This window comes from Ignavibacteriota bacterium, from assembly GCA_016218045.1.
In the GTDB taxonomy this organism is placed as follows: domain Bacteria; phylum Bacteroidota; class Ignavibacteria; order SZUA-365; family SZUA-365; genus JACRFB01.
In genome coordinates this window covers 97604-111493 of record JACRFB010000059.1, presented here as the reverse complement: position 1 = coordinate 111493, position 13890 = coordinate 97604, and the positions used below count along the sequence as shown (strand labels likewise).

The window sequence follows — 13890 nt, the reverse complement described above, 5'->3', positions numbered from 1 at the left end:
ACGTCGATCTTCGAAATGTACTCGGATAAGCGTATTCGACTCAAGGCACGCATCAGGCCGGGTGGAGTTTCTCTCCTTCTCCGCGGTGTACGTTCTTGCAGAATGCAGTACTTTCTTTGCAAAAATAGCCGCATTTCGCGTTTCCATGTGTACCCAACTATTCTCTGAATGAGTCAAAAATAACGAAAGTTCCTAGACACGGCGCAGGGATGCAGCAACGTGAAATCGATGGCACACGAATTGAATAACTGTGTGAAGGATCCCGGGGAGAAAACCGAAACCCGGTGAAAAATGAAGAGCAACCCACAGGACTATATATGAAAAACCTCATGATTCCCGCACTTCTACTGACGCTGACCTTGTCGGCTTTTGCGTCGTATGGGGATCCCTCGCCTGCCGGACGTGTTCTAAATTTGGGCACCTCGGCTGTGACTGTTGTATTTGACAACAGTGCGCGCGACTTCGATCTTACGGACAAGCAACTGGAAACGATCGTTGCACGGGTTGAGGGAACCACCGGCAAGCACTACTTCATCATCACCTCCGAGCATAGCCGCGCGATCCAATGTGGCTATGCCATCTCCGAGAAAAAATCGATTTCTGTGAATCTGCCCCCGCAGGCCATTCTCGTCGCGGCAACCAATACGCGCGACGGACTCGGCTCCACCGTGCGTGTTGCCGGTGTGAAGAACACCTCCGCCGCCTGGACGAATTACTCGGGCATTCTCCCGATGACTTCGCCGTCCAACACGGAAGGTCTGCCGCCGATAGCACAGAGCAAGGGTGTATCGCGGTAACACATCGCGCCATCCCGCACTGCGGGACAGGGGAACAGACCGTTACGGACGGGCTGCGGGAACCATCAACAACCCGCGGCCCGTTTCGTTTTCCGCTGCACGATCTGTGTTGTTGACAGGTTAAAACGAGCAGCGCCGGTACACTTCAGCGCGGGCGGGATCGGCCTGCATGAGCACGTTCATGAGCGACTTCCGGTCGGGATACCCGTCAAGAACGGTGCAAAAATCCGGCGCTTTGGATTCGAGCCACATGGTCAGTATCAGCGAGCGTACGTTGGTGCGTGCAAGCACATCGGCGATTCCGTCGAGTGCCTTTGCGATGCCCTTCTGTGCGTCCGCTTTTTCCGTGCCGAGGAAATCGAGTCCCTCGTAGTAATACCAGTACAGGGCGCTGCGGAAATTCTCGTACAGGGCGTTCTGTATCTCTCCCAGGAAATTCATGCGGCTGTACTGATTCGAACTGCCCTGCCACTCGACGGCCCGTGTGCTCGACTGGGAGCGCTGGGCTATGCTCGCGGCCTTCTGGTAATACGGCGTGCCCTGCATCAGCTCGTAGCTGTCGAAATCGAGGCCGAGGATCAGGTACATGTAAAAGTCAACGAAACTGCGCAGCTCGTCGAACTGAAATTCATCGTAGTACAGCGGCTGCCCCTTGAAGAAGGTGAAGGTCCATTTTGTGTCCATCACACGAAGCAGCAGACTGGTATTGTTGGTTGGACGGCCTTCCTGCCACGTGCGGCGCTGGCTCACGATTACTGCCTGCGCGCTGAACTCGCCGCCGTCGGAACCCGTAAGAAACTTCAGCGTCAACTGCACGGGTATACGGTCCCCGCGGAAATCGACGTCGGTCCACCGCCGCTCGTTGACGTACGCCATGAGCTTGTCGCGGAGCTCGGCGATGTACTCGCGCTGCGAGGGCGTGAGGTTCTCCGTGCCCATTTCTACCGACATTTCTATTTCCTGCGCCGCGAGTCGGGAACAAAATGCGAGGCCGAGGAGTACAAGGAGTGTGAGTGTACGCATTATCACGAGGGAGAAATGGGACGGAACAAGTGCGAAAAAATAGGTAAAAGGCGGACCTGCGGCAAGGCATTCCTTTTTCTGGTCCTTTCGGGGATCATGATCCTGCATCTCACGGCCTTCGCGGGCTTCGAACGGCGCCTCGCAGGGGCGCGGGTGTTATCGCTCGGTTCGGCCGGTCCGGCATCGCGGTGGGATCCGTGGAGTTTGAACATGAATCCCGCGTGTGCAGGATTGGCTGGCAGAGGAGGGGGTGTGATGGCTCTGCCGTCGCGCTTCGGTCTGCCGGAATTGGGGGGCTATGCCGCAGTGTGGTCCGAATCATATTCATCCATCGGCACAGGTGTGCTGATCGAGACGAGCGGCGGCGCGTTGTACCGCGAAACACAGCTCGTCTGTGGCGTTGCGCACGATCTCGGACCTGCTTTCCGCTGTGGAATCGCGCTGCGATACGAGCATCTGGGCATCGCACGGTATGGCAGCGATGCCGCGTTTGCGGTGGATGCGGGTGCGGTGTGGCGTGTCGGTGAAAAAATTTGTGTGACTGCGGCGGTGCAGAACGCGGGCGGAACGCGGTATGCCGGCGGTCGCGAGCGTCCGCCGCTCGCGCTGCTGCTGGGCGTCGAAGGCGCTATGGGAGAGGATGCGACGGTGCATTGCGCGGTGTTCAAGGATGTACTGCACGTGGTGGATGTGCGGGCCGGTGTTGAACTGCGGCCGCATCCCCTGCTTGCGCTGCGTGTGGGCGCGCAGACCGCTCCCGCAACATTTTCCGCGGGCGCCGGTTTCCGCTGGGCGGGCATCAGTGCCGACTATGCGTTTGTTGCGCATCCCGAACTCGGCGGCACTCACGCGTTTGGTGTCGCGATACAGTTGTCCGGCGACGAAGTTTCGGAGTAAATTGCGCGCGACATCATTTGAAGGAATCTTCGCATGGAATTCACCCACCTCCTGCTCGACATCAGCGACTCGATCGCAACGGTGACCCTGAACCGGCCCGACAAATTAAACGCGCTGAATGCTGCGACTTTCGCCGATCTCGATGCCGTGTTCCATGCGCTCGAAAACGACACCACTGTGTCGGTGGTGATTGTGACCGGTGCCGGTGAAAAGGCCTTTGTCGCCGGTGCGGATATCGCGGAACTCAGCAGGCAGGGCGCACTTTCAGGCCAGCAGTTTGCGCGCTCAGGCCAGGAGGTCTTTGATCGTATCGAACGATTCCCCAAACCCGTCATCGCGGCAGTGAATGGATTCGCGCTCGGCGGCGGTTGTGAATTGGCGCTCGCCTGCCATATCCGCATCGCGGCCGAGAATGCGAAGTTCGGGCAGCCTGAGGTGAATCTTGGCATCATTCCCGGCTATGGCGGCACACAGCGGCTCGCGCGACTGATCGGCGCGGGTCGGGCCGCCGAACTACTTCTGACGGCTGCTATGATCGATGCGCAGGAGGCCTACCGCATCGGCCTCGCAAACAAGGTGGTACCGCGCGGTGAAGCGGCGGCAGCCGCGCGCGAGATGGCGGCAACCATCGCGTCGAAGGGACAGGTGGCCGTCCGCCACTGTCTCGCGGCGCTGCATGCCGTGCACGAAACGTCCCTCGCGGAGGGCCTGCGTATCGAGGCCGCGCTCTTTGGTCTGACGTGCGCGTCCGACGATTTCCGCGAAGGGACGCAGGCGTTTCTGGAAAAACGGGCCGCGACCTTCACCGGCAAATAATGGACCTTTTCGGCGAGCGCTTCGACGACGAAGGGGAGGATCTCGGTCCGCAGCCCGAGGCCTCCGAACGCCGTCTCCGCGGCGGTGTCCGCCGCCGCCTCTGGCTTATTGCCCTGCTTGCTGGTATCGGCATACTCTGTTATGTGGGTGAAAAATACGCGGTGCTCGTGCAGCCCAGTATCGAGAAACTGCGCGCCTCGCGCGATCTGCAGTCCGTGAAGTCCGTGGAGGAGGAGGTTCGCTCCATCCTCGAAAATTACGGAATAACGGACAGTTGGGTCCGAAAAAGGTCGGTCGGTCTGGAGGGCATCGACAGCGTGCGCGACGTCTGGACTGTGAGCATTCCCGGCGACGTCCCCGTCGCGTCGGTGACCCACGATCTGAGCGTCTTGGCGGAGCGGTACCAAGGCCGCGCATACGCGGTGGAGGACGCCAAAACGCGACAGGTGTACGTCCACATCAAATTCCGCGACATGGTCCGCTACACCCTGGTCTTCCAGCCGACTGCCGGCATTCGCCGCCGTGAGGGGAGCATTGCGCTGCTGGTGGACGGACTTGAGGATTGCGACGAGTCCGAGCTTGAGGCGTTTATGGCCTCGCGCGATCCCGTTGGGTGCATCATCATTCCGGGCAGAAGTTCCGGACCGCTGTATGAACAGGTGCGTGTGCGCAACAAGGATATCGTTCTGCACCTGCATGTGTTCGCCACAAGGCAGGAAGTGAACCGTCTGGCATTTTCCGACGATCTACGGGAATCGGAGATGCGCTGGAAGGTGCGCAATATCGTGAAGGGGTATCAGGCGTCCGGCTATTTCTTCATGACATCCGAGCGCGCTCTCGGTTCCAACGCGCGTTTTGTGCAGACCGAGTTCGAAAATCAGGGCTTTCAGATGGTGGACGCCGCCTCGCTGTTTTTTATCGACCGCACGTCGGAGCTGTCGAACATGACCTCGCGAATGAACGATCTGGCCGCGAGCGCCATGCGCAACGGCACCGCGATCGGCGTCGTGAAGCTGGAGGAGTCCACCATGAGTTTCCTGCACGACGAAATGGTGCGGCTCAGAAAAAAGGGACTGGACTTCACGAGCATGCGCTCGCTGCTTGCGCATCGCAAATGACACTGATTGCTGCGAAGCGCACAACTTTCGGTCTTGCGTCGTGCGCGGCGGCTTCCGTAGCTTGCGGGATATGAAATCGACAAAACTCTTTCGTGCGGGACTTACTCTCCCGCTTCTGTTAATGCTGTGTGTGCCGGTGCTCACCGCGCAGACCGAAACGGCCGCCGCGATAGTCCGTTTGGAACTCCGTCAACCGGATCCCGGTATTGCGACATCCGCCGCACCCGCGCCCTCACTGTTCCCCGAATCCGCGCCGGAGAAAAAATCGGGCCTGCTCGCCGTCGTGTACTCGCTGCTGCTGCCGGGAATGGGAGAACTCTATGCCGGGCGTTTTGACGCGGGCATCTACCCTCTGGTGGCGGAAGGCGTCCTGTGGACGGGATTCGGCGGGCTGCATTATTACAGCTCGTGGGTGCGCAACGACGCGTACGGCTATGCCGATCTGCATGCGGGCGCATCCACCGAAGGGAAGGATGAACGGTTCTACGCCGCGCTCGGCAACTACAGAAGTGTGCGCGAGCACAACGCCGTAAAACTTGTGGAGCGGAATCTCTCGGCGCTGTATCCCGAAGACGCCGCCTCCGGATATGCATGGGAGTGGGCCACAGATGCGGAGCGACTGACCTTCAAGGACCAGCGAATTTCCGCCGACGAACTTTCGAACGGCGCATCGTTTGTGGCTCTCGCTCTCATCGCGAACCGCATTTGGAGCGGCGTGCAGGCGGCGCTTTTTGTGCGCCGGCACAATGCGGCCCTCGATCAGAAGGCGGGGCTGTTCCCGGAATTCCGTGCCGATGTGCTGACGCGAAACGGCCGGACAGATGGCGTCCGTTTCACCTTGCAAGGCCGTTTCTAAAAGGGATTCCCTGTGTGAGTTTTATCGATATTGGCACCCATAGGCCAGAATCGTTGTTTTTTGTGTGAGCCGCCGTGTCTTGGGAGCACGGGTATTCGTGAAAAAATAATTTATTTCTTGCGTCTTTTCTAGGAACCAAGCGCAACAACAGGTATGTTGTGCCGTAATAATGACTGTCAGTCAGTCGCCGACCGAACGTTCGGTATCCGTCTGACCGGTTTCTAAACAGAATAAGAATTCGAATTGGATAACACGCTTACACGAAAGGAACGAGAGCGCCTGACCCGTCGTCAGGACATCATCACTGCGGCGCGTGACGTGTTTGCGATTCGCGGCTATGCGGATGCAACACTCGATGAAATTGCAGCACGCGCGGAATTTGGGAAAGGGACATTGTACGGGTATTTCGAGAACAAGGAAGATTTATTCGAGGCGGTGATCGTCGAAGGTCTCGACGATCTTCTCGCATTGGCCCAGAAAAACTTCTCCAACTCGGATGAGGCGCTTGCCAACAGTTACCGGCGTTTTGCCCACGAGATGCTGACCTTTCTTGTGGAAAACCGAGCGTTATTCACTCTGATCATGCGGGAGGTACACCGCGTATCTCCACGACAGGCATTGCTCGAAAAGTTCCAGATCCTGATCACGGAAGTGGAAAAACCGTTGCTCCGATCGCTGCCCGCCGAAATTCGTGAACGGTTCAACACATCGCACATTGCCTTCATGTACCTGACGAACGTGTTCACGCTGTACCGATGTGTTGCACCACCCCTCGACAGCCACTGTCTCTTCACGCCGTTGCAGGTCTCGCTAACTCCAACAGAGACTGAAACCGCAGCGGCATTGGGACTTCTGGATCTTGTGTTTTTCGACGGCATGCACTCCGTTGTAGCGTCCGGCGACACCCATTGACGAACGACACTTTTTTCCGACATCAAACATCATCCACCATGCGACACATCACACTCTTAGCATTGATTGCCGTTATCGCGGCAACGGGCGTTGTTCCCTCTGTGGCGCAGCGCACGCTGACGCTCAACGACGCCGTGAACGAAGCCCTCAAGAACAACCGCCAGCTCGCCATGGCGCGGCTCGAGCAGGACAAGGCCGACTACCGCGTGGCCGAGGCCATCGGAAATGCGCTGCCCAATGTCACCGCGTCGGGCACATATTCGCGCGCCATCAAGAAGCAGGTGTTCTTCCTGCCGCGCGCCATTTTCGAGCCAGGCGCGTCGGGATACGCCCCTCTGGAATTCGGTCTCGACAACACATTCCAGTTCGGATTTTCCGCCACACAAATCCTGTTCAATTCGGCCGTCTTCACCGGCGTCGGCACCGCCAAGATTTATCAGAAGGCCTCGCGCGAGATGTACCGCAGCGAGTACAACAAGACGATAGCCAGCGTCAAGCGCGCCTTCTACGGTGCCCTCCTCTCGCGCAGTGTGCGCGATATGATGCAGGCCAGTCTGAAAAACGCCGAGGACAACCTCGCGAACGTCCGTACGATGAACACGCAGGGCCTCGTATCCGATTACGACTTCATCCGCGCCGAGGTACAGGTGGGCAATGTGCGTCCGGCCGTGATCGAGGCCGAGCGCGCCGTGCTTATGGCCACAAACGGACTGAAGGTGCTGCTCGGCATTGCGCCGTCGGAGGAAATCACTCTGTCGGGTTCGCTGGACTTCGACCCCATCGATCCCGGAGTCATTGAGAACGCCGAGAAAGTCGCCATCGCCGAGAACGCGGGTTTGCGCGCGTTGGAATTTCAGCGGCAGGTCAGCGATGAACTCGTGAGCATCTATCGATCCGAATCGTATCCGACACTCGCAGCATTCGGCAACTACCAGTGGCAGGCGCAGAAAAACGACTTCAAACTGACGAGCAACGATCTCGTGCGCACCTCCACCGTGGGCCTCTCGTTGAACCTGAACCTGTTCAACGGCTTCCAGACGCGCTCGCGCGTCAATCAGGCGCAGGTCGACTTTCTGAAGACCGACGAGCAGGTCAAGTTTACGCGAGACGCGCTGGTGATGCAGGTGCAGAATCTGGTGCTGCGTCTCGAGGAGGCGCGCAAACGGTTCGAATCGCAGACGCGCACGGTCGAGCAGGCCGAGAAGGGCTACAAGATCGCCACAACGCGCTATTCCGCGGGCACCGGCACACAGCTCGAAATCAACGACGCGGATATTGCCCTCATGCGCTCGCGGGTCAACCGCGTGCAGGCCGTCTATGATTACAGCGTGGCACGCGCGGATCTCGAGGAAATTCTCAGCGCCATCCTTCCCGAATAACGACATTACTTCACCACAACAGCATACCGATATGAAAACCAGCACCACTGCAGTTCTGCGCGCGATCGCGACACTGTCGCTGACCGGCGCCGCGCTCCTGTTCTCGTCCTGCAAATCCGCGGACGCGGACCCCAAAAAAGAAGCAGCCACGGAGAACATCGTCAACGTGCGTGTCGAGACCGTGACTCCCTCCGAGTTCCGTGAAAACCTCCAACTTACCGGCACTGTGATCGCCGGCGACGACATCACCGTTCCTGCCGAGGAAGGCGGACGCGTCACGGAATGGGTCGTCGCGCGTGGCGCCCGTGTCAAAAAGGGCCAGGTGATCGCGCGGCTCGACGACGCCCTCCTCCGCGCCGGTTTCGACGCGGCCAACGCCCAGTATCAACTTGCCGAGCTCACTGCAACGCGGCAGGACAAGGTGTTCCAGGAGCAGGGCATCTCGGAATGGCAGAACAAAAGTTTTCAGTACCAGCGCGACGCCGCCCGGGCTCAAACCGACCTCATGAAGGCGCGTCTCGAAAAGGCGCAGATAAAAAGTCCCATTGCCGGCATCGTCGACTACCGTTTTGTCGATGCGGGCGAGATGGTCGGACCAGGAGCTCCCGTCGCGCGTGTCGTCGACATTTCACGCCTCAAGGTGTCGGCAGGTGTGCCGGAACGCTACGCGGGCAGCTTCCGCTTGGGCGACAATACTCGATTCACCGTCGACGCCCTCAGCGGTCGTACCTTCCACGGGCGCATCACCTTCGTTGGTGCGGCAGTGTCGAAGGACAACCGCACGATCCCCGTCGAAATTTCCGTTACCGACGGTGGCGGACTGCTCAAACCCGACATGATCACAAAAATCCTGTTTACTCTCTCGGCGCGCTCGAATGTGATCACGATCAAAGAGGATTACGTACAGCAGGTCGACCGTGAGACCTTTGTTGTCTTCTGCGCGGAGGGCGACATAGCTCGTGAACACCGTGTGAAGCTCGGACCCAGTTCCAACGGATTTGTGGTCATCGAGAGCGGACTGGAGAAGGGCGATCAGCTCATTACACTCGGTTTCCAGAACGTGGCCGAGGGGCAGAAACTCCTCATCCAGAAGTAAGCCCGAGGACGAAGGAGAATCTACCATGCGAATCTGGAACCTGGCGGTCGATAACCGCGTCGCCGTCTACATATTCATGCTCATAATTGTCGTGCTCGGTACGCAGGCCTACATCACGATGCCCCGCGAGGCCTCGCCCGATGTCACGGTGCCTTTTGTCATCGTGTCGATTCCCTACGTGGGTGTGAGCCCGGCCGACATCGAAGGCCTCGTCACGCAGCCACTCGAGCGCGAAATAAAGACGCTCAAGGACATAAAGACCATCACGTCCTCGTCGAGCGAGGGACTCTCGACCACCTTCGTGGAATTCAACACCGGCATCGACATCGACGAGGCACTGCGCCGAGTGCGTGACAAGGTGAATTCGACGAAACCCAAGCTGCCGAACGATATTCTCGAGCCCATCGTCAACGAGATCAACCTCAGCGAGTTTCCGATCATGTACGTTACGGTCGGTGGTTCACTCGGGGTTGCACGCTTGAAGGAGTACGCGGACGCGCTGAAGGAGAAATTCGAGGCCATACCGGGTGTCCTCAGTGCGGACATTACGGGCGGACTTGAACCCGAGGTGCAAATAAACGCCGACGTGAACCGAATGAAGGGGTACGACATCAGCTTCGAGGACATCACGAACGCGATACGAGGCGAGAATGTCACGATACCCGGCGGCTCCATCAACAACGGTAGTACCGACCTCACAGTGCGTGTGCCCGGACAGTACAAAGATCCGAAGCCTATCGCAGACATTGTCGTGAAGATGCGCAACGGGCAGCCCATCTACATCCGCGATGTGGCCGAACTCAAGTATTCGTTCGAAGACCGCAAGACGTTCAGTCGGGTAAACGATAAACCTGTTGTGACGGTGGGCGTGAAGAAGCGGGCCGGCGAAAACCTTATCCGCATCGCCGACGAAGTACACAGCATTGTTGAGAAGGAGCGTCCGCTGCTTCCGGCCGGCGCGACACTCAACATAACCAACGACCAGTCGATCTTCGTCAAACGGATGGTGAACGAACTCGAGAACTCGATCATCACCGGCATGGTCCTTGTCATCCTCGTTCTGTTCATGTTCTTCGGCGTGAAAAATGCCATGCTCATCTCGACATCCATCCCACTCTCGATGTTGATGGGATTCATCATCCTGTCGGCGATGGGTGTCACACTCAACATCGTGGTGCTGTTCACGCTTGTGCTCGTTCTGGGGATCGTGGTCGACGATGCGATCGTGGTGATCGAGAACATCTACCGGCATCAACAGGAGTATGGCGAGGATCTCATCCAGGCCGCCAAGAACGCCACGCGTGAGGTGGCGGTTCCTGTCGCAACGTCCACGTTCACAACGGTTGCGGCTTTCATCCCGCTACTGTTTTGGCCGGGCGTTGTAGGCGAGTTCATGAAGTATATGCCCATCACGCTCATCGCCACAATGCTCTCGTCGTTGTTCGTCGCATATGTTGTGAGTCCCGTACAGGGATCGAAGTTCATTAATTACAAGCAGGAAATCGCAAAGGCGAAATGGTCGCTCGAGCATCCCTCACTGTGGCGCCGCTATAATCCGTTCACCGTCATCTACCACTGGGTCGACGAAAGACTTTTCCCTGCCGCACAGAACAACTACGTGCATGTGTTGCGCTGGGCGTTCAAACACAAGAATCTCACCATAGGTGGCGCCTTCGCTCTGCTCGTACTGAGCTTCATCACTTTCGGCGCGTTCAGCGCCGGCGTGGTGTTTTTCCCCGAAACGGAGCCGAACCTCGTGACAGTCGGTATTACCATGCCGTCGGGCACGCCGCTTGAAGTAACAAATCAAGCAACCCTGCTCGTGGAGAAACACATACGCGAGGTGAAGGGTGTCGATGACATCGAATTCCGTGTTGCCAATGTGGGCACATCGAGCAATCCCTTCGATTTCGGCGCCGGTTCCACGGCCGACAAGGCGTCGGTGGCTGTGAACTTCTACGAAAAGGCGAAGCGGTCGCAGAGCACTTTCGCAACACTCGATCGGATCCGTGAAGCGACAAAAAACATCCCCGGTGCGGAGATCAAAGTCGAGAAACAGCAGATGGGTCCCCCGGTCGGCGCTCCCATCAGCATCGAAATTGCAGGAGATGACTTCAATCGCCTGCGTACTCTTTCGGAGCAGATTCAGCGGACCATCAAAACAATTCCGGGTATCGTCGATTTGAAGGACGACTACAATATCGGCAAACCCGAAGTGCAGGTGATAATCGATCGCGAGAAAGCCGCCCTTCTCGAGATGAGCACAGGGCAGATCGCAAGTGTGGTGCGCACGGCGATCAACGGCACTGAGGCGTCGAAGTTCCGCGTGGGTGAGGACGAGTACAAGATAACTGTACGCCTGCGCGAGGACCAACGGGCCTCGGCAGAGGCGTTGCAGAATCTCAACGTCACGTTCATGAACCGCCGCGGCGTGCTCATGTCGGTACCGATCGCGTCGGTGGCCGACGTGGTGCGCGGCACCGGGCTTACCGGCATCAAGCGAAAGGATCTTACGCGAGTCATTACCATCACGGGCAACGTCCGCGGCCGCCTCGCCAACGACGTGCTCACGGATGTGCGCACAAGGCTCGCAGGATTCGAGGTTCCCAACGGGTATACTGTGAACTATTCAGGCGAGCAGAAGGAACAGGACGAGGCGGCCGCCTTCCTTACAAAGGCGCTGATCATAACACTACTGCTTGTTTTCCTTATCATCGTGGCGGAGTTCAACTCGGTGAAGATCCCGACCATCATCATGGTGTCGGTGCTGCTCTCCTTGATCGGCGTACTGTTCGGCCTGGTGATCACAGGGACCGCATTCAGTATCGTGATGACCGGCGTGGGTGTGATCGCGTTGGCGGGAATTGTGGTAAAAAATGCGATAGTGCTCCTTGATTTTACGAAACACATCAAGACCGAGAGCAATTCACTTGAGGAGTCTCTGCTGGAAGCGGGACGCGTCCGATTGCGCCCCGTAATCCTCACTGCTGTCTCGACGATTTTGGGTATCATTCCGCTGGCCACCGGCGTGGACTTCAGTTGGCGCGAGTTCCATTTCGTTGTTGGCGCCGAGAGCGGCGGCATGTGGCGTCCGCTCGGTGTTGCCATCGTTTTCGGACTCGGCGTGTCTACCTTCCTGACCCTCGTCGTTGTTCCCACGTATTATGCCTGGGCGGAGGAGAAGACGGCGTGGGCGGTCGCAAAGATCAAACGAGTATTCCGTCGTTCAGCGAAACCCGCAACGGAGACTCCCTGACTCAGCCGCGTGCGGCCGTACTATCAACCGCATGCTGAAAAAGAGAAGGCCCCGGGACGTCCATCCCGGGGCCTTTGTGTTTCAGATTCAAGACCCGAGACGCACGTGACGCCGCGAGCCGTACAACCTATCAACTGCCGTATTTCACCGAACAGCCGTAGGGCTTGGTGGAAGAGAGAGGAGCGGGCTGACCGGCGAGCAGCGCGTCGAGAACTTGGCGCACGTATATCGTGCGCTCCGCGACCGGATTGGAACCGCGCGGATCGTCGTCGACCGCGCCAGCGTACACTATGTTCATGTCGCCGTCGATGATGAAAATGTGCGGTGTCGTTTTTGCCCCAAACTCGCGCCCGACAGTGCCGTCTTTGTCGACGAGCACCGCCGTCATTGCCGCTTCCCACGCGGTGTAGCGGTCCTTCAGTTCGGCGTTGGCCAGAAAGTCCTTATGCCCTTCATGGGTGGAGTTGAGACCGAGCCAGACGATTCCTTTGGCGGTGTAATCCCTCTGCAGCGTCTGCATGCCGCCCTTTTCGTAGTGACGCACCACGAACGGGCAGTTGGGATTGGTCCACTCGAGCACGATGGTTTTGCCTTTGTAGTCCGCAAGGGAATGGACTTTTCCATCGGTATCGGTAAGCGAGAACTGAGGCGCCTTGGTTGCGGACGGCGCACCGCCGGGGGCGACGGCCAGGGCCGTGCCCGACGCAATAAACAGGAGCGCCAGAATATATAAGCGGAACATCATTTTTTCCTCGTATCTGTTGGTGATGAAATGGGGGAAATCGAGTCGGAGCCATCCGCGCCGCGGACGGGGATTGAGACCTCAAAGCCGCGGTTCCCGACAACGAGCAGCCCCTCGAGGCGGGACAACTGTGCCTCGGGCGTCGCCGCGAGGAGCGGGATGCGGAAGCTCCCGCGGCCACCACGTATTGCGGCATAATTCAGGACAAAATCGTCCGGTATTATGGGGAAGAAGTCGGTGTTCTCGGAGGCACCTTTCCCGGCAACGGCGACGAGTACAAGCACGCTGTCGCGCGAGTGCCGTACCATCGTGGCGGATGCCGCGAGGGCCTTTTGTGTTGAAAGAGGGCGCGGAAGCGCGGCCCAGGTTGCGCCAAGAAGGGCGCGTGATGCGGCGATGCGATCGTCAGGAATGGAGCCGAGGGTCAGTGACACTGTATCGCCGCCACGCACGCAACGCTCCTTGCAGACGAGCCAGTCGAGATACGCCGTGATACGGACGGGAGTGCCTGGCATATAGTCCGCGGGTGGGCGGATGGTCGTCATCAGCACCACATCCTTTTCGTAGATGTAGCAGAGGGCATCATCGGCCATTTTCTTCTTCGGGACGGGAAAGGAGATTGGATCGGCCGTAAAACCCTTCGGAAGATTCCATTGCACGTCTATCGGCAACCCCGCATCACCGGGATTTTTCCAATACAAATACCAGTGGTCGGCGATACTGAAACGTATTCCCACCGCGAACGGCCGCGATGCGTCGTTCGTTTCCGAGACAAGCCGCGCACGAACAGTGCGCTCGGAACCCGATTCCACGGTCTCGCCCGGACGCGTGGCGAATACAAACAGGCACGGGAGCAGCGTGCCGACGAGAAGACATACCGCGAAGCGGGATATTTTCGTGCTGTGTCTCATACAGGAAGAACCATTGGATGAAGGGGAAATGTTCCGTTGCGTCCATAACCGGACACACGCCGCGGCGCCGCGCTCGAGAGTGACACG

12 protein-coding genes are annotated in these 13890 nt (G+C 58.4%); 9 read left to right on the top strand and 3 right to left on the bottom strand.

The annotated features are described in order from the left end of the window. Nucleotides 1–317: 317 nt before the first annotated feature. Nucleotides 318–797: a hypothetical protein gene (locus tag HY962_15380; GenBank protein ID MBI5648313.1), complete on the top strand. Its 480-nt coding sequence runs from the start codon at nt 318–320 to the stop codon at nt 795–797. 120 nt (nt 798–917) lie between these two features. On the opposite strand, the gene HY962_15375 is transcribed toward HY962_15380, so the two are convergent. Then, nucleotides 918–1748 carry a DUF4835 family protein gene (locus HY962_15375; GenBank protein MBI5648312.1) on the bottom strand — a complete coding sequence of 277 codons (831 nt, stop codon included), beginning with the start codon at nt 1746–1748 and terminating at the stop codon, nt 918–920. A 168-nt stretch (nt 1749–1916) separates the two neighbouring features. Here HY962_15375 and HY962_15370 point away from each other — a divergent pair, with 168 nt between their 5' ends. The 8 genes from HY962_15370 (at nt 1917) to HY962_15335 (ending at nt 12150) form a co-directional block, all read left to right on the top strand. Then, complete coding sequence (locus tag HY962_15370; GenBank protein ID MBI5648311.1) at nt 1917–2717, top strand: hypothetical protein; 801 nt, start codon at nt 1917–1919, stop codon at nt 2715–2717. 33 nt (nt 2718–2750) lie between these two features. Continuing rightward, nucleotides 2751–3533, top strand: a complete 783-nt coding sequence (locus HY962_15365; GenBank protein ID MBI5648310.1) for an enoyl-CoA hydratase/isomerase family protein — start codon at nt 2751–2753, stop codon at nt 3531–3533. Continuing rightward, nucleotides 3533–4651 (top strand): divergent polysaccharide deacetylase family protein, encoded by a 1119-nt coding sequence (locus HY962_15360; protein ID MBI5648309.1) that lies wholly within the window; start codon nt 3533–3535, stop codon nt 4649–4651. The genes HY962_15365 and HY962_15360 overlap by 1 nt, the downstream gene beginning before the upstream one ends. A 70-nt stretch (nt 4652–4721) precedes the next feature. Continuing rightward, nucleotides 4722–5507: a hypothetical protein gene (locus tag HY962_15355; GenBank protein MBI5648308.1), complete on the top strand. Its 786-nt coding sequence runs from the start codon at nt 4722–4724 to the stop codon at nt 5505–5507. Between the two features lie 243 nt (nt 5508–5750). Further along, the gene (locus HY962_15350; protein ID MBI5648307.1) at nt 5751–6419 is read left to right on the top strand and encodes a TetR/AcrR family transcriptional regulator; all 669 of its coding nucleotides are present in this window, start codon (nt 5751–5753) and stop codon (nt 6417–6419) included. 38 nt (nt 6420–6457) lie between these two features. After that, nucleotides 6458–7798, top strand: coding sequence for a TolC family protein (locus HY962_15345; protein MBI5648306.1), 1341 nt, complete (start codon nt 6458–6460; stop codon nt 7796–7798). A gap of 31 nt (nt 7799–7829) precedes the next feature. Then, on the top strand, nt 7830–8894 hold the full coding sequence (locus HY962_15340) for an efflux RND transporter periplasmic adaptor subunit (protein ID MBI5648305.1): 1065 nt from the start codon (nt 7830–7832) through the stop codon (nt 8892–8894). Nucleotides 8895–8919: 25 nt separating this feature from the next. Beyond that, complete coding sequence (locus tag HY962_15335) at nt 8920–12150, top strand: efflux RND transporter permease subunit (protein MBI5648304.1); 3231 nt, start codon at nt 8920–8922, stop codon at nt 12148–12150. 130 nt (nt 12151–12280) lie between these two features. On the opposite strand, the gene HY962_15330 is transcribed toward HY962_15335, so the two are convergent. Further along, a complete protein-coding gene (locus HY962_15330; GenBank protein ID MBI5648303.1) occupies nt 12281–12895 on the bottom strand; it encodes a thioredoxin family protein in 615 nt (204 codons plus the stop codon). After that, the gene (locus HY962_15325; protein ID MBI5648302.1) at nt 12892–13803 is read right to left on the bottom strand and encodes a hypothetical protein; all 912 of its coding nucleotides are present in this window, start codon (nt 13801–13803) and stop codon (nt 12892–12894) included. Before HY962_15325 ends, HY962_15330 begins: the two co-directional genes overlap by 4 nt. Nucleotides 13804–13890: the final 87 nt, after the last annotated feature.